The following is a 17,251-nucleotide window of genomic DNA, read 5'->3' as shown; positions in this document are numbered from 1 at the left end:
AACATATTTGGCGATGACCAGAGACATGATTTCGTTTGCGTGCTGCCCAGAGAGAGAGGGGATTGGTGAAACCTTCTTCAGCGAACGGACCGGAATTACCCCTCTGCAGCCGTGACCTCGAACCTCAGCATTTCGAACTTCCCTCGGATGTTTGGCTTGTTGCCAGTAGAGTTCACCGCCTGATCCCCGATAACGGATTCCAATGAGGGTTATGATGTTTTCTGTTCCGGCGGCTGGCCGAGAGCAGGGTGCACCATAACCAAAATTAGGGTGGAACCACGAGCCAAGCGCACTCGTCCCTTTTCCGGGACGGGTGTTTTTTGCGCTTTCATTTTAAGAAATGGAGAGTGGTTCAGATGAGCAAACAAGAAAACAGTAACTCAGCAAGCAACAAATCAGTAACGAAATAAACAACCAAGCAAATGGATTTCAACCATCCAGTCATTCCATTGAGGTCCGTCTGCAAGGTGGCGCGGTACGTTCATACGAAGCAGGCATCACTGTAGGTGCGGTTGCCTCATCTATCAGCACAAGTCTTGGGAAACAGGCTATCGGCGGTATTGTAGATGGTCAAAATGTCGATCTCGATTGGGTGCTCCAGCAAGATTGCGAACTTGTTATCGTTACTTTGGAAAGTGCGGAAGGTCTGTATCGTTATCGTCACACTGCAGCACATGTGCTGGCACAGGCGCTCAAACGCATCTACGGTGCAGAGCAAGTGAAACTGGGTATCGGCCCAGTCATTGAAGATGGATTCTATTACGATGTTGATCTGGAGCATGCCTTGTCCATCAGTGATCTGGCTGCCATTGAGCGGGAAATGAACAAAATCATTCAGGAGAATCATAAGATCAGTCGCCGGGTCGTTAACCGGGAGGAAGCCCTCCGTATTTTCGGAGAGATCCAGGACCCCTACAAGCTTGAACTCATTCAGGATTTGCCAGAGGGCGCCGAACTTTCAATCTATGATCAAGGAGAGTTCTTCGATCTGTGTCGCGGTCCACATCTTCCATCCACTGGTCGAATCAAAGCGTTCAAGCTGCTGAATGTGGCTGGTGCGTACTGGCGGGGTAACTCGGATAATAAGATGCTACAACGCATCTACGGCACTGCTTTCCCGAACAAAGCCCAACTGGATGAACATCTGCACATGCTCGAAGAAGCGAAGAAACGAGATCACCGTAAACTTGGCAAAGAGCTTGAACTGTTCATGTTCTCCGAAGAAGCTCCCGGCATGCCGTTTTATCTGCCCAAAGGCATGACTGTTCGCACTGAACTGGAGCAATTCTCCCGTGAGCTACAATTACAGGAAGGTTATCAGGAGGTTCGGACTCCTCTCATGATGAACAATCGTCTGTGGGAGCAATCCGGTCACTGGGAGCATTACAAGGACAATATGTATTTCTCGGAAGTGGACGATGCCACTTTTGCACTGAAACCGATGAACTGCCCTGGGCATATGCTGATCTTCAAAAACACACTTCATTCCTATCGCGAATTACCGATTCGCATGATGGAATTTGGTCAGGTTCACCGTCATGAATTCTCAGGTGCCCTGAACGGCATGATGCGTGTGCGGACATTCTGTCAGGATGATGCCCATCTCTACGTCATGCCAGAGCAGATCGAGGACGAGATCAATCAGGCGATCTCACTGATCGGACGTATGTACGATATCTTTGGATTCGAATATAAGATTGAATTGTCCACTCGTCCGGAAGATTCCATGGGATCGGAAGAGCTGTGGGATCAAGCGGAACGCGCATTGCAAAATGTACTAGATCGTCGGGGCGTGGAGTATCGCATTAACGAAGGGGACGGTGCCTTTTATGGACCGAAAATTGACTTTCATATCCTCGATGCGCTGAAGCGCAGCTGGCAGTGCGGAACAATCCAGCTTGATTTTCAAATGCCGGAGAAATTCGACCTCACTTACATTGGCGAGGATAGCCTGAAACACCGTCCGGTCGTGATCCATCGTGCCATCTATGGTTCGATCGATCGTTTCATCGGCATCCTGACTGAGCACTATGCAGGAGCGTTCCCACTCTGGCTCGCACCTGTACAAGTGAAGCTCCTACCTGTGTCAGATCATTATGCAGACTATGCACTCCAAGTACAGAACCAACTCCGTGCTGCGGGCATTCGGGTAGAAACAGATCTGCGCAGCGAGAAGCTCGGGTACAAAATCCGTGAATCCCAGATGGAAAAAGTGCCTTATTCGCTCGTGCTTGGTGAGAATGAAAAAAATGCCTCATCCGCCTCTGTCCGTGCATACGGTCAGGGAGATCAAGGCATCCAACGTATTGAAGCTGTTATTGAAATGATCCAACAAGCTGTGAAGGCAAAAGTATAAAAGATGTAACGACTCTATTCATGGGTCACTCATCAGCTTGTGCTGAATTACAACTTCTCGTCATCTCTTAGCCCCACCTGTTCTTCGCTCCACGTCCAGAAACGCTCAGCTGAAGCATCGTCAACGGCATGTGCCTTCAGCTGCTGCTCTTTCTGTTGATAGAAGTAACGACCGGTGATGCCGACGACTTCAGGGCTTGTGGCCAGATAAACAGCCGTTCGCGCCCCTTCTTCAGGGGACAGAAAGAATGGAAGTTTACCTGCAAACGCCATAATGCGTGTGCCAAATCCGGTATTGCGATCTACGCCAATACTCGTTCCCACCGCACCAGGGTGTAGACAGTTCACTGTGACAGACGTACCTGACAGTTTGCGAGCCAGTGCACGAGTGAACAGCACGTTAGCCAATTTGGATTGAGCATAGCTTTTGATCGGATTATAACCTGTGTGCAGATGTGGATCTTCGAAGTGGATTTTGCCGGCCTTGTAAGCACCTGACGAAACGTTCACAACCCGTCCCTGCTTCGCAGCTTTCAGAGGTTCGATCAAAAGTAAAGTCAGCAGGAAATGTCCCAGATGGTTAATACCGATACTTTGTTCGAACCCATCTGAGGTTTCCTTCCGCTTGACCATCACCACCCCCGCATTATTAACCAGAACGTCAAGGCGATCATGACGCTCGCGGAATGTGCGGGCAAACTGGCGTATACTTTCGAGTGAACCTAGGTCACACAGCATCAATTCAATCGCAGAAGAGCCGGACTGACGCACAGCTTCCTGAAGAGCCTCCTGTCCGCGCTTCTCACTGCGGCATGCCATGATTACGCGATATCCTTGTCTTGCAAGTTCAATGGTGGTTGCCAACCCCATACCTGAGTTAGCTCCTGAAACAATTGCTGTCTGATTGGACATGAGGTACTTCCCTTCTGAACCTGAGGTTCTGAAATTAGAGGCGCGACGACGGACAATATGAGATAATGATAGGATCACATCTCGGTTTCCATGGGAGGACAAGTATGCTGACCAAAGAAGATTTTAAAAAAGTTAAAAAACAAGCCAAACTTGAAATCGCACTACTCGAACAGGAATATCAGGAAATCTTGCAGAACGTTGATTCTACGCTGTATGAAAAATACGGTATTTTGGACAAAGAAGAAACACGTGAACTCACCCGAAAACGCAAAAACCGAAGATATGCTTCACTCGTCATCGAACTATGCGCCATTATTGAACAAATGTTACATCAACTGTACAGAGACGTATATCAGAAAAAGTTTAATTCGACCCAGCTGATGAAAACTCCTGCCTACCGTGCACGCTCCAACATGGAGATCATTCAAGCCGAACTGAGTAAAGAGTTCATTGCTCTGGAATCCGAAAAAGAACACTTCGCTGAAGCCCTTGGTCTGGTATTTCAGACAAGGAACAAACTTGTTCATGAGAACTTCTCATTTGTCTCCATCGTTAAGGATGGCAGTAATGAAGAAGAAACGTTTGAAGCATTACTCCATACGGTCAAAAAATATAGAAAACACTTAAAATATAATCGCCCTGAATAACAACATCATCGCTAAAAAAGAAAAGGAGGTGTACCGGACTACGGTCCGGATCACCATGAGCCATCCAACAACTTCGATTACTGTGTTAAATCTCCAGATTCCGACACCTTCCGGGAACAGCCCCATATTCCCCGTCATGCTTCGTGATGTAGATGGCGCTACCTTGGTGGATACGGGCATGATTGGACAATTTGCTGAACTTCAATCCGCATTGGAACAAGAGGGCGTACAGCTCTCGGACGTTAAACGGGTGATTATTACTCATCAGGACATCGATCATATCGGTAACTTGGGTGCTCTTTTGGATTCCATCCCTGATCTGGAAATCTGGGCACATGCCGATGAGATTCCATATCTAACCGGTGAGAAACCTTTGATCAAATTCACACCTGAACGTCGTGCTCTGCTGCCCGCGCCCGTTTTGGCACTGGCAGACCAACTGCTTATGCAGCTGCCGGAAGTGAACATCAGCAGAACTTTGGCAGACGGAGACCTTTTACCTCTGCAAGGAGGCACACAAGTCATTCATACACCAGGACATACCCCAGGTCATATCTGCCTGTATTTCGGAGAGCAGCAGTTCCTGCTCGCTGCCGATGAACTTCGTGTAGTTGATGATGAGCTGGTTGGCCCTGCACCACCCGCGACACCGGACATGCCTGAAGCACTCCGAAGCCTGAAGAAACTAACAGACCTTAAACTCGATAAGGTTCTCTGTTATCACGGCGGAGAGTACACGAATGATCCGGCCCAGCGTATTGCCACACTTGCGGAGAGCGCAGAATAAGTAAAGAAAGTGGACTTGTGAGTATTTTTGGAACGACACAAGCATCCTACTAACGCTGTTTCTCTTCGTGCGGCATTGTGCGTTGTAGCTCATTCAAGATTAGGATGACACATACATTACAAGCAAGGAGCTGTCCCATAAGTCATGAATTTGACGGGGACAGCTCCTTTGATTAATTAACCATGTGTATTTACCACTGCACTGGTGTTGACCGTATGGCAGCTCCTATTGCGCACGCCATGCATACGGTATGCACGCAGTATCTTATATCACACCGCTATATTACACCACGGCATGTGCACAGTATCTTCCCCTGCCCGTTTGGCAAAACAATTCACCGGAAAATCCGTAACGTAAGTGTTTGATTTTTGACAGAGTTCCACCAGACCTCTTATTTACTCATTTCGTTGATTTTCCCGCAGGTTTCGAGTGAATTTTGGCGATATAACGTGGCTGAGGTTCGTTACATTCTACAAACGCCATTATACCTCTATTTATGGTGTGCCAGGTTCGTTAGAATAAATCAGCTCTCCGGAGTTAGTACAATCAGCTTGTCATCTCCATCCCGTGGCGATCCTCGTCCATCCCGATTGTTCGTAAGCACATACAACTTTCCGTCCTCACCAGCACTCACATTACGAATCCGGCCCCATTCATCTTCGAAGATGGGTTCCACCTTCGCTACCTGTGTGCCATCTTCCGAAAGAGTAATCTTCAGCAACTGCTCTCCACGCAGATTTGCAGCAATCAGTGATCCAGCCCAAGGTCCTTCCTCAACAAAAGCTACACCAGACGGCGCCCATGTATCATTCCCACTATGTGCAAGCGGAGCCTGATATGCGCCATTGTCATCATCGTCTCCCTCCACCTCGGGCCAGCCATAATTCTCACCAGCTACAATCCGGTTAATCTCATCATGATTCCGCTGACCATGCTCCGTGGAATAGAGGTAACCGTTGTCTGGGTTCCAGGCCAGTCCCTGTGCGTTACGGTGTCCCATACTGTATACAGGTGAATTCGGCCATGGGTTGTCTGCCGGGATCGACCCGTCAAGACCTATCCGCAATATTTTACCTCCAAGGCTATCTTCGTTCTGTGACAATTCCGGCTCATAACGTTCACCTGTCGTGATATAGAGCAACTTGTCCGGGCCAATTTTGATCCGCCCACCATTATGATTTGTTCCGCCTGGAATGTTACCAAGCAACTCTTGATCTATGACCGCTTTCGCATCATTCACCTTGAGACGTAACACTCGATTGGCAATGTCATCGCCTTCCAGATAAGAGTGGTATGCATACAAGTAACCGTTCTCCTCAAAGTCCGGATCTGCTGCAAGACCTAACAAACCTCCTTCACCTTCTTCATTAAATGGGGCTGAGAATTCAATCAGTGGTTCAGGGGCTAGTTTTCCATCCTCAATGACTCGAATCGCACCAGGGCGTTCCGTTACGAACATCCGACCATCAGGCACACTCACAATCTCCCATGGTGCATTCAATCCTTCAACCAGAACGGAAGCCCGATACGGAATGACCGTCTCTCCCTGCGCTCCACTCTCATTTCCACTTGCACCGGTATTGCTTCCATTCGCTGTCTGTCCCTGACCTGTTCCCTGTCCCTGAGACGTCTGCTCTACTCCTCCCGTTGAGGGTTCGCCTGAAGAGCATGACGCGGTCAACAGTGCCACACTTAATAATGAAGCATACAGTGGAACGATTCCTCGATTATTCATGATTACATCTCCCTTCGCATATCGATCTTTTGTATAAAATAAATAAGCCAAGCTTCAATGTATTGTTAACATATTGTTCTCTATAGTTGTCGCACTATTATTCATGTGTATCACGGTTTCGCCCTGTATTACCCTTCACACCAGCCGCTTAAACGAAGAATGCAAGGGATTCCGAGGACATGAAATCATCGCAGTTTGGAATTCCATCATAATCTTTTATAATAGAAGGATAGTATGAATGGAAAGGTGGACAACTACACTTATGAATCAAAATCCTTTATCTCGTCTTGAAGCCGATCTGTCCGGGCAAGGATTGGACGCCATGCTGATCACAGATCCGAAACATATCTACTATTTAACTGGATTTGCGAGCAATCCGCATGAACGTTTCCTCGGTCTGGTTCTCGCACGTGGCGAAGAGCCCCTGTTGATTGTACCCGCACTGGACGCTGAAGCTGCCGCAGCCGCTTCCTCGGTATCCAACATTGCCACGCACACGGATACGGATAATCCATACGCTTTGTTTGATCGTTATCAGGGGCGCTTGGGCCGGGTTGGTCTCGAGAAAGAATACGTGACAGTCGCACGTTATGAGCAGCTTACTGCCGCTCTTGGTGCTGCCAGCTTTGAAGATGTAGGCCCGTTGCTTCGCACATTACGTGTGAAAAAAACTCCGGATGAGGTAGCCCGCATTCGCCACGCCATTCACCTGATCGAAGAAACATTGCGTCAAGGCCTCTCTCATGTTCGCACAGGCGTAACCGAGATTGAACTTGTTGCCGAGATGGAATATCAGATGAAAAAACTGGGTGCCGATGGCCCTTCCTTTGATACCATGGTACTCACCGGACCCAAAACAGGTCTGCCACACGGTACACCGGGTGAACGGAAACTGCAACATGGTGACCTGTTGATGTTTGATATGGGTGTGTATGCTGGCGGATATGCCTCGGATATCACGCGTACATTCGCCTTTGGTGACATCTCACCTGAACTCAAAACCATCTATAACACGGTACTCGCAGCCAACGAAGCGGCTATCCAAATCGTAAAACCAGGCATCACCTGCGCTGAAGTGGATCGTGCAGCACGCCAAGTCACGGAAGAAGCCGGATACGGCGAACGTTTTATGCATAGAGTAGGTCATGGACTGGGTATTGACGTACATGAGTATCCTTCTCTCCATGGAGAGAATATGGACATCCTGAATGAAGGTACCGTATTCACGATTGAACCGGGCATTTATACCGCAGCAGGCGGCGTTCGTATCGAGGATGATGTCATCGTGACCGAGACGGGTGTTGAAGTTCTGACAACATATCCAAAAGAACTGCAAATCCTTACCGACTAGTCCAATTGTGAACTCAAAAATCCCGCAAATCCATGATATCATGGGTTGCGGGATTTTAATTCATACGAAGCATATCCTACGTGTCTTATTCCTGCTCACTCATGTACCATTAGCCAAACTCATGCGTGATATCCTGCCAGGATTCCAGCTGTGGCAGCTGTTGCTTCCCCCAATAATCCAGAAACCATTGAATAATCGCAGTCTGATCTGTTGTCTTGTAGCCGTAATGCCGGAAACCATCCTCACCTTCCTGCAACCGAATCTCCGCCACCATGTGCCCTGGTTCCTCAAGCGCAGCAGCCTGCAAATACATACTTCCCTCCACCAGCTCCGAAGGTACAAGTACTACGTATTCCTGCAATTCCAGATTGGTAATCAAATCCACCAATAGTGAGGCATTAATGCTATCATTCTCGTAGGTTGTGCCATTGCTTTCCAGTGTATAACGCAGTGTAGAGTACATATGCGATTCCCCTTTGGTTGAAATCTTCGTGCTAATGATACATGCTCATAAACGACAGGTCGTTTATATTATAACTTTTTCATAATAATGTAAAAAGAGTTTTTCTTGTTTCGGGTAAATGTGTTTTCTATAAAAAATCCCCTTGCAGAGTCCGAATTACAAGCGACTGCGCAAAGGGTGATTTTAAGTCATCCTCTTGAATATTATCTAAGCTTCATCCTTGAACTTAAAGCTGCGTGCAGCATACAGGAACGGTGTTCCAACCGCAGTTAATACAAATTTGATAATATACGTCGTCAGGAAGATTTCCAGCCAAACGTCCCAAGGATAGATGAACGCAAACGCAATCGTGCAGAACACCAGTGTATCCACGAATGAACTGATGATCGAACTGCCGTTGGTACGAATCCACAACTGATTGCGTCCTGGGGCCACCTTGCGCAGCCAGGAGTATAATCGTACATCCAGGAACTGACTGATGAAGTACGCTGTCAGACTTCCGAGAGCCAGACGTGGCAGCAGACCGAATAATGTTTTCATCGAATCCTGTGCAAAGTCCGTCGGTGCCGGATCAAAGCGTAACACCATTTGCATCAGTACCGTCGTCATGATCAACGTAAAGAATCCGAACCATACGGCTTTGCGTGCCTCACCTGGTCCATATTTCTCATTGAGCAGGTCACTGGTCAGGTACATGCTGACATACATCGTGTTGCCAAGCGTCAGTACAACCCCCATAATATCTATCGTTTTGGTCACCTGAATGTTGGCTATAACCGTAGCCACACCAATCCAGGCATAGAGACCTTTTTTACCGAACAAGCGGTAACACAACAGGAAAAATCCATAAGTTACGAGAACGAAAATCGCTCCCCACCCTAAGTTAAACATAAATACATACACTGCCTTCCTAGTTTTGATTACGCGGGATGGTTACGAACCGCGGTTTGGCTCAGGGCCAAAACATGAATACTCTATCACATTTCTCGTCCCATGAACAGAACTAAATAACTCCAGGTCTGCCTGAGTGACAGTATAATTGGATTGCCACAAAAAAAACCGCCCTCCAGATTCCTCCGAAGGACGGCTTTTCCCACTTGGCTTATAGACGGCTCTAGATATCTTAATATGAGCCTCTATCTAAATCCATTCTGTATTAAGCCTGAGCCGCAGAATCCAGCTCACGGCTCTGATCATTGAATGTGTCATGATCATTTTCTTTCAAAATTTTGCTGGTTACAAGTCCAGAAGTCATGGACCCGTTCACGTTAAGCGCTGTACGACCCATGTCGATCAGCGGCTCCACCGAAATGAGTAGTCCAACCAGAGCCACAGGCAGATTCATGGTGGACAATACGATCAGGGAAGCGAAGGTTGCCCCGCCGCCAACGCCAGCCACACCAAACGAACTGATCATGACTACGAGGATCAGAGTCACAATGAAGTCCCAGCTCAGCGGGTCGATGCCGACCGTCGGAGCAATCATCACCGCCAGCATGGCCGGATAGATCCCGGCGCAGCCGTTTTGCCCGATCGTCGCCCCGAAGCTTGCTGACAGGTTCGCAATACCGTCCGATACGCCCAATTTCTTCGTCTGAGTCTCCACATTCAGCGGGATCGACGCTGCACTTGAACGGGATGTAAAGGCAAATACCAGTGTTGGCAGAACCTTTTTCACATACGTAATCGGGTTGAACCCGGACAGTGAGATAATGATCAAGTGAATGATAAACATCACGATGAGGGCCACGTAGGACGCAATGACGAATTTGATCAACTTGAGAATTTCATCCGGATTCGTTGTCGCCGTTACTTTGGTGATAAGGGCAAGAATCCCGTATGGTGTAAGCCTGAGCACCAGCGTAACAATTCGCATAACCACCGCATATACCGCATTAACCATACCGCGGAACGTCTCCGCCTGCTGAGGTTTTTTGCGATCCAGTCCAAGTACGGCTACACCGATGAACGCGGAGAAAATAACCACGGCCAGTGTGGATGTACGACGTTCTCCTGTCATATCTGCAAATGGATTCGAAGGAATGAATTCCAGCACTTGCTGCGGGATGGTCTGATCCTTCACATCAACAAGCCGTTCCTCCACCTTCTGAACCTGCGCATTCTCCCGCTCTCCTCCTTGAATCTCAATGGAAGTCAGGTTAAAGCCAAGGCTCGTTACAATGCTAACCCCTGCGGCAATCGCTGTGGTGATCAACAGAATGGCAATAATGGAAACACTCATCTTGCCGAGATTTTGCTTGCCCTTCAGATTCATAATGGCTGAAATGATCGATACCATGATCAATGGAATCACGACCATTTGCAACAAACGAACATATCCTGAACCGACCAGATTGAACCAATCGACTGATTTCGTAACTACATCAGAACCTGATGTGTACACCAATTGGAGAATAACCCCGTAAACAACCCCCAGTCCCAGACCCGCAAATACGCGTTTCGTAAAGGAGATATGCTTTTTCTGCATCCAGTAGAGGATGCCAAGTAAGGCAAGCATAACCACTACATTCAATATGACTAGAAAAGTATCCATTTCTTTAAATCCTCCTCAGGCATGTGTGTAACCGAAAAATATCCGGTTTTCTCTTTTATCTTTTTGTACTTCCGACAAAGACATTTTACAATATAACATATAACAAACTATTCTGGTAGGTATTAATTGATATTATGTAATATGCATGTAATAGATTCATGTATTTCTGAAAAAAATACACCAATTCGTGAAAATTGTTCTATTCAACCTCCGGTTAATTTTGTAATATAGGTATATCCGCTTATTCCCAAGTTTTCTCAACGTATAATTTAGGTCTTTGTTCATTGGTAGATAGGTCTTATGAGTACGGAAAAGCGATAATGTTAATGAACTTGACGTGAAAGGATGATCATATGTTTCGTAATCGCACCGTCGCCGGTAAAATCAGAGGCACCTTGTTCCTCGTTCTGCTGGTTGCTTCCCTGTTGTTCAGTATTAGTTTCTATGCCGTGTCGATGAATATTATTCAAAGCTACGTGCTACCGCAGTTTGACAAAGTCCTAAACACGTCCATTCAGGATATATACAAGAATACTTCAGCATCCAAAATCCTACAGGTACAGAGTGGCGGAGCCGGTTCTGAAGGTGCTGCCATGACCGTGGAATCGTATCTGGCAGATAAAGCAAAAGAACATAATCTGGATGCAGCTTACGTTGTCGCTATCCAGGATGGCTCAGCCAAAGTCGTTGTGGCCAACTCTTCCTCAGGTATGAAAGCCCAGGATGATATCACTGTAGAGCCAGCAATGAATACAGCCATCGAGAGCAAAGAAATGGTAATCAGCGAAGTCTATTCCGATTCCTTCGGTGTACATAAGGCAGCATTCATTCCAATTGCAGGAAGTAACATGATTATGGCTGTGAGCATGGATGCCCAGTTCATTCAAGACAAGATTACCCAGATTTTCTGGTTGTGTCTTGGGATTACAGCATTAGTGTTTGTGCTCGGCTGGCTTATCTCCACTAGTATGATCAAAAGAGTTACCAAACCAATCATCAAGCTCGTCCAACATAGCAAACAAATATCCCAAGGTGATCTGACCGCTGAACTCCAGATCAAAGGCAAAGATGAAATTGCCCAGCTTGCCGCAAGCTTCCAGACGATGACGCATAACCTGAAAGAAATGATCAGCCGTGCCTTGTCCACGTCCAATGAAGTTGTGTCAGGCTCCAATGACCTGCTTCAGCGGGTTGAATCGATGTCCGGTATGGTACGAAACTCCAGCCGCTCCGCAGAAGATGCAGAAAAAGGAAGTATCAGCATTGCGTCAAGCGCATCCGAGAACGCCAGAGCTATGGAAGAAATTACGCAGGGTATCATGCATATTGCTTCTTCTTCCGCTGAAGTGTCTGACCAGATTGGTGAAGCAGCCAACGAAGCAGTTAACGGTAACCGACTGGCTCAGAATGCCATTGAGCAGATGGAGCGTGTAGGCCAGACAGCAAGCGAATCGTTGCGTTATGTTGAAACTATGAATGAACGTTCGGTAGCCATCGGCACCATTGTTGCTTCCATTTTTGAAATCACCAAACAGATTAACATGCTGTCACTCAACGCCTCCATTGAAGCAGCACGTGCCGGAGAGCATGGCCGCGGATTCGCTGTTGTTGCTGGAGAAGTTCGCAAACTTGCCGAGCAATCCAAGACAGCCACTGAAGAAATTTCGGATTATCTGGGTACCATTCGTGAAGATGCTGAACGCTCGGTTGATGCCATGAACCGTGTAACCCAGGAGATTGGTTCAGGCACAACTGTCGTTCAACAAGCAGGCTCTGCCTTCCAGCAACTGAATGAATTGATTCAGAACGTGAATCTGACCATTCAGACCGTCTCTGCTTCCACTCAACAAGTATCTGCTGGTGCTGAAGAAGTGAGTGCATCCGTTGAAGAAACGGCACAGATTACGACCAAATCCCGTGAGAGCATGTTACAGATTGCTTCAACAGCAGATCTTCAGCTTAGCGAGATGGATTCACATTCGAATACGGTTCGCCATCTGCATGAACAAGCTGTAGAACTGCAATCCGCTATGAAAAATTTCAAAATAAACTAACAGGTTAACCATTAACCTATCATCACCTGTTTTAAACCTCATTGAATCATAGGATATACAATACCCCCATGCCGCTAACATTCCGTTTCTAGAGAACGGGTTGTCGGACATGGGGGTATTGTTGTTTCACTCGGGTGCCTGAACACCCATAATCTCGTACACGCGCTTCATATCCAATGCCGAACGTAACGATTCGGCTACCCGATCAAACTCCATCTCCTTACGTTCATGTACACTATATGTCTCCTGAAGTGGAGCCAGTCCCTTTCCTACACGCAAACCATTAAGCCACGAACGGCGGAACAGATCACTTTCAAACAAACCATGCAAGTAGGTTCCCCACACGCTGCCATCCGCTGAGCCCCAGCCTTCTTGGAAAGGTTGACCACCTGGATGTGAGATTTCAAACAACGCGGTTACACGTTCAGGCTCGTGGCACTCTGTAACGCCCATATGAATCTCATATCCGTTAATAGGTAATGAAGCATCTGTTACATCTCGCTCACCATACAGACGAATCGGGTGATCAGGCCGCACCCGTCCGGAAGCTCTGACGGTCTGCTTTTCCTGAAGAAACGTTGTCGATAGCGGGAGCCAGCCAAGTCCTTTTGCTTCCTGGATCTGATTCGCCTCCACAGCAAACGGGTCCTTCAGATGTCGTCCCAGCATCTGGTACCCGCCACATATGCCTACGAGCTGAACATGATCACGCTCGGTCTGGCTCGCAATCGCCTGCTCCAGCCCAGACTCACGCAGAAACGCCAGGTCACCTATGGTATCCTTCGTACCCGGTAGAAGAATGGCATCCGGACTACCCAATTCCTCTGGCGAGGTCACGTAACGCACATTGACATCCGGTTCACGGGAAAGTGCATCGAAATCTGTAAAGTTGGAAATTCGCGGATATCGGATCACCGCCAGATCCAGCTCGGTTTTGCCGGATTTCCCATGACGGATGGAGTCCAGCACCACTGAATCCTCTGCTTCAATCTGAATATCTCTTATGTAAGGCAATACACCTAATACTGGAATGCCTGTCCGTTCTTCGAGCCAGTCGAGTCCTGGCTGCAACAGGGACAGATCACCGCGAAACTTGTTGATAATGAACCCTTTGACACGAGCAACCTCATGGGGTTCCAGCAGCTCGAGCGTACCTACAATGGAAGCAAATACCCCGCCCCGATCAATATCAGAGATCAGAATTACCGGTGCATCAGCCCAACCTGCCAGATTCATATTGACGATATCCCGATCCTTCAGATTGATTTCGGCAGGACTGCCCGCTCCTTCCATCAGTACAATATCATAGGTATCCCGTAGCCGGTTCAACGCATCCATAACTGTCTGCTTTGCTTCAGGCAGGAAATGCTGACGGTAGTCCGAAGCACTCATCTGAGCAAAAGGTACACCGTGTACCACGATCTGCGAATGCATGTCCCGCACCGGCTTGATCAGGATCGGGTTCATGTCGGTTGTCGCCTCAATACCGCAGGCTTCAGCTTGTGCTCCCTGAGCCCTACCTATCTCCTTGCCATCTTCCGTCACATAGGAATTCAGCGCCATATTCTGTGACTTGAACGGGGCTGGCTTGAAGCCATCCTGCTTGAATATACGGCATAAAGCCGTTGTGATGACACTTTTGCCCACATCAGAAGCCGTTCCTTGCAGCATGAGTACCGCCGCTGTTTGCTGTACAAGCTTACCCTCCACGATCTCTCCCCCTGTCTCCGTGTTATCTCCAGATCACCTTGCTCCCGACCTCATGCGTAACGCTATCCAAACTGCTTCACACTTCAAAAGTTAAAGCCAGAACAGTCCTTGAAGCACGCTCAGCACGGTCAACAAAACCGCCTCCAACAGCTCATTCATGGCACCATACGTATCTCCGGTTAAACCGCCGAGCCGTTCACTGATCCGGGCAGCCACGAATCGGCCGATGTAATAACACGCCACAGGCAGTATAATAACGGCCGTCACCGGGTATAGCCACCATGGCAGTGTTCCCAGACCACTCACCATCGCATCCGCAATCCCCATATCCGGCTTGAAAAGCCACACCGCGGCAAACGTAATTGCACCTGCGATCAAGGTCAGGCCAACGGCTGAGCTGCGTGCACGCTGGACCTCCTTCCGATCACCCAGACCTTTGAACAATACGGCAAGTCCATCATCTCCGCGGGCATTCGGCCAGGCCGACATCGCATATACCATGAACCAGCGGCTCCAGATCATGGGCAGAATCAGCAACGCACCGTATACCCAGTGGCCCCGGGCAATAAAATCGGCGATCAGCGCAGCTTTCATCATAAGCAGCAGCACACAGGCAATTACCCCCATGGCCCCTACACGGCTGTCCTTCATAATCTCCAGCATCCGTTCACGGGTACGATAACTGAGCAAACCATCTGCCGTATCCATCCATCCGTCAAGATGGAGCCCTCCGGTGAGCCACACCCATAACGTCAGGGTCAGGACGGCAGCCGGAAAGGCTGGAAGCACTGCACCACTTAAGGCTCCCAAGAGCCAGACACACAGACCGATTGCAGCACCGACCAACGGATAAAAGACAACACTTTCCCGCAGCAGCGGCGGGACAAAATCGATGTGCATTTTGACAGGGAAACGGGACAAAAATTGAAAAGCGGCTGCCGCTGCATGTTTACGCTGAGGAGCAGTCGTGCCATCCTTCATAAGCGGTACTCCTTGCTTTTTAGTTCAATCGCAATGCCTACGGTCACCAGAAACACTTCACCGCATATCGCCGCAATGCGCTGATTCAATACACCGGCCAGATCCCGATATTTCCTGCCAAGAGCATATTCCGGTACGATTCCGTCCCCCACTTCATTCGTAACCAGAACAAGCAACCCCGGATAGGTTCGAATCGCTTCAACCAGCGCGTCCAAATGTCCCTGTAACACATGTTTCTCGTCATGCTCATGTGCTAACAAAACATTTGTCAGCCACAGCGTCAGGCAATCCACTAGAATGGTTGGTGCAGAAGTCCCTGTATGCCCTTCACCCATGCGGCTTATCAAAGCAGGCAAATGTATCGGCTCTTCCATCGTGTGCCACAGATACCCTGATGCCTCGCGTTGATGCTGATGCATGGCGATACGCTCACGCATTTCATCATCGTACGCCTGGGCTGTCGCCACATACCAAGCCTCCGAGGAACGCTGCATGCAGAGACGTTCGGCAAAGGAGCTTTTGCCACTGCGTGCCCCGCCCGTCACCAGTACACTCATCGGGAACTCTCTCCTTGCAGGGATGAATCACCCGACGCAGTGGTGTCCGAAGCAGTGCTTGACCCATCCGTGACACCCGCGCTTGCAAAGGTTGCCATCTCATTCAGAATGAGACATGCTGCGTCAATCAGATGAAGACTGAGCACACCACCTGTGCCTTCACCCAGACGCATGTCCAGATCCAGCATCGATTTCAGGTCCAGTTCACGCAGCAGCGCTCCATGTCCATTTTCATGTGAAGTATGAGAAGCGATCATATAGGCTGTGCTCAGAGGTGCAAGTTGTCTCGCAACCAGCGCTGCTGCGGTAGAGATGAACCCGTCTACAACGACCGGGCAACGATGAGCAGCTGCTGCGAGGATAACCCCCGTGAGTCCAGCAATCTCCAGTCCACCCACCTTGCACAGAACATCCAGTGCATCTTCCGGGTTCGGTGCGTTTACGCTAAGAGCACGGCTGACTACAGCAGCCTTCCGCTGTAAGCCTGCATCATCAATGCCGGTTCCTCGCCCCACGGCGGCGGCAGGGGCAACTCCGGTTAGTGCGCTCATTACCGCAGCACTTGCAGTGGTGTTGCCAATTCCCATCTCTCCGGTGACAAACAGCTGTGTTCCCTTCGCCACCTCTGCCGATACAACTTCGGCTCCTGCAAGGATCGCCCGAACTGCCTCATCCCGGGTCATCGCTGCCCCTCGGGCCATGTTGGCCGTACCTTTGCGAATGTTACGGGAGAGCAGGCCTGGATGTTCAAGGTCGGCATTCACCCCGATATCCACACAGATCACATCAGCACCTGCGTGACGTGCAAGCACATTCACGGCTGCGCCCCCAGCCAGGAAATTCATGACCATCTGCGGGGTTACTTCAGCAGGAAAAGCACTGATACCTTCTTCCACTACGCCGTGATCTGCGGCCATGACAATGACCGCTCTGTGATCAAAACGCGGACGTGCATTGCCCGTCATGCCTGCCAGGCGGATTACCAACTCTTCCAATTTGCCCAGACTCCCTGGCGGCTTCGTCAACGAATCCACGTGTGCAGAGGTCGCTGCCGCCACTTCCTGGTCGGGAGCGGTAATCCTTTGCGTTAATTGAGCCAACACCTGTTCATTATTCATACAACCAGCACTTCCTTCATCAAAATA

14 protein-coding genes are annotated in these 17,251 nt (G+C 48.9%); 5 read left to right on the top strand and 9 right to left on the bottom strand.

Features of this window, described 5'->3' with window-relative positions:
* Positions 1 to 448 precede the first annotated feature (448 nt).
* Positions 449 to 2,356, top strand: a complete 1,908-nt coding sequence (gene thrS / locus IFU39_RS19455; RefSeq protein ID WP_342345674.1) for a threonine--tRNA ligase — start codon at positions 449 to 451, stop codon at positions 2,354 to 2,356.
* A gap of 47 nt (positions 2,357 to 2,403) precedes the next feature.
* Here thrS and IFU39_RS19450 read toward each other — a convergent pair whose 3' ends face one another.
* Complete coding sequence (locus IFU39_RS19450) at positions 2,404 to 3,267, bottom strand: SDR family oxidoreductase (RefSeq protein WP_192134345.1); 864 nt, start codon at positions 3,265 to 3,267, stop codon at positions 2,404 to 2,406.
* 104 nt (positions 3,268 to 3,371) lie between these two features.
* On the opposite strand from IFU39_RS19450, the gene IFU39_RS19445 reads away from it, so the two are divergent.
* Entirely contained in the window at positions 3,372 to 3,914 is a 543-nt protein-coding gene (locus IFU39_RS19445; RefSeq protein ID WP_105597750.1) for a hypothetical protein, read from the top strand.
* A gap of 55 nt (positions 3,915 to 3,969) precedes the next feature.
* Positions 3,970 to 4,701: an MBL fold metallo-hydrolase gene (locus IFU39_RS19440; protein WP_105597749.1), complete on the top strand. Its 732-nt coding sequence runs from the start codon at positions 3,970 to 3,972 to the stop codon at positions 4,699 to 4,701.
* A gap of 523 nt (positions 4,702 to 5,224) precedes the next feature.
* Here the strand turns inward: IFU39_RS19440 and IFU39_RS19435 are convergent.
* Positions 5,225 to 6,436, bottom strand: a complete 1,212-nt coding sequence (locus tag IFU39_RS19435; RefSeq protein ID WP_105597748.1) for a PQQ-dependent sugar dehydrogenase — start codon at positions 6,434 to 6,436, stop codon at positions 5,225 to 5,227.
* A 262-nt stretch (positions 6,437 to 6,698) separates the two neighbouring features.
* On the opposite strand from IFU39_RS19435, the gene IFU39_RS19430 reads away from it, so the two are divergent.
* Positions 6,699 to 7,787, top strand: coding sequence for a M24 family metallopeptidase (locus tag IFU39_RS19430; RefSeq protein WP_091015224.1), 1,089 nt, complete (start codon positions 6,699 to 6,701; stop codon positions 7,785 to 7,787).
* A 109-nt stretch (positions 7,788 to 7,896) separates the two neighbouring features.
* Here IFU39_RS19430 and IFU39_RS19425 read toward each other — a convergent pair whose 3' ends face one another.
* The 3 genes from IFU39_RS19425 to IFU39_RS19415 form a co-directional block, all read right to left on the bottom strand.
* Positions 7,897 to 8,250, bottom strand: a complete 354-nt coding sequence (locus IFU39_RS19425) for a hypothetical protein (protein WP_192134343.1) — start codon at positions 8,248 to 8,250, stop codon at positions 7,897 to 7,899.
* Between the two features lie 207 nt (positions 8,251 to 8,457).
* Positions 8,458 to 9,141 (bottom strand): queuosine precursor transporter, encoded by a 684-nt coding sequence (locus IFU39_RS19420; protein WP_192134341.1) that lies wholly within the window; start codon positions 9,139 to 9,141, stop codon positions 8,458 to 8,460.
* 265 nt (positions 9,142 to 9,406) lie between these two features.
* Entirely contained in the window at positions 9,407 to 10,804 is a 1,398-nt protein-coding gene (locus IFU39_RS19415) for an L-cystine transporter (protein ID WP_192134339.1), read from the bottom strand.
* Positions 10,805 to 11,157: 353 nt separating this feature from the next.
* Here IFU39_RS19415 and IFU39_RS19410 point away from each other — a divergent pair, with 353 nt between their 5' ends.
* On the top strand, positions 11,158 to 12,858 hold the full coding sequence (locus IFU39_RS19410; RefSeq protein ID WP_105597743.1) for a methyl-accepting chemotaxis protein: 1,701 nt from the start codon (positions 11,158 to 11,160) through the stop codon (positions 12,856 to 12,858).
* Positions 12,859 to 12,984: 126 nt separating this feature from the next.
* Here IFU39_RS19410 and IFU39_RS19405 read toward each other — a convergent pair whose 3' ends face one another.
* From IFU39_RS19405 to cobT, 4 genes are all read right to left on the bottom strand, one after another.
* Positions 12,985 to 14,529, bottom strand: coding sequence for a cobyric acid synthase (locus IFU39_RS19405; RefSeq protein WP_192134770.1), 1,545 nt, complete (start codon positions 14,527 to 14,529; stop codon positions 12,985 to 12,987).
* Between the two features lie 129 nt (positions 14,530 to 14,658).
* Complete coding sequence (gene cobS / locus IFU39_RS19400) at positions 14,659 to 15,549, bottom strand: adenosylcobinamide-GDP ribazoletransferase (protein ID WP_105597742.1); 891 nt, start codon at positions 15,547 to 15,549, stop codon at positions 14,659 to 14,661.
* Positions 15,546 to 16,106 carry a bifunctional adenosylcobinamide kinase/adenosylcobinamide-phosphate guanylyltransferase gene (gene cobU / locus IFU39_RS19395; RefSeq protein ID WP_192134337.1) on the bottom strand — a complete coding sequence of 187 codons (561 nt, stop codon included), beginning with the start codon at positions 16,104 to 16,106 and terminating at the stop codon, positions 15,546 to 15,548. Before cobU ends, cobS begins: the two co-directional genes overlap by 4 nt.
* Positions 16,103 to 17,224, bottom strand: a complete 1,122-nt coding sequence (cobT, locus tag IFU39_RS19390; protein WP_149846408.1) for a nicotinate-nucleotide--dimethylbenzimidazole phosphoribosyltransferase — start codon at positions 17,222 to 17,224, stop codon at positions 16,103 to 16,105. Before cobT ends, cobU begins: the two co-directional genes overlap by 4 nt.
* Between the last annotated feature and the right edge of the window lie 27 nt (positions 17,225 to 17,251).

The organism is Paenibacillus sp. CFBP 13594, from assembly GCF_014842675.1.
Taxonomy (GTDB): Bacteria; Bacillota; Bacilli; order Paenibacillales; family Paenibacillaceae; genus Paenibacillus; species Paenibacillus amylolyticus_B.
This window is presented reverse-complemented; position numbering and strand designations above follow the sequence as displayed.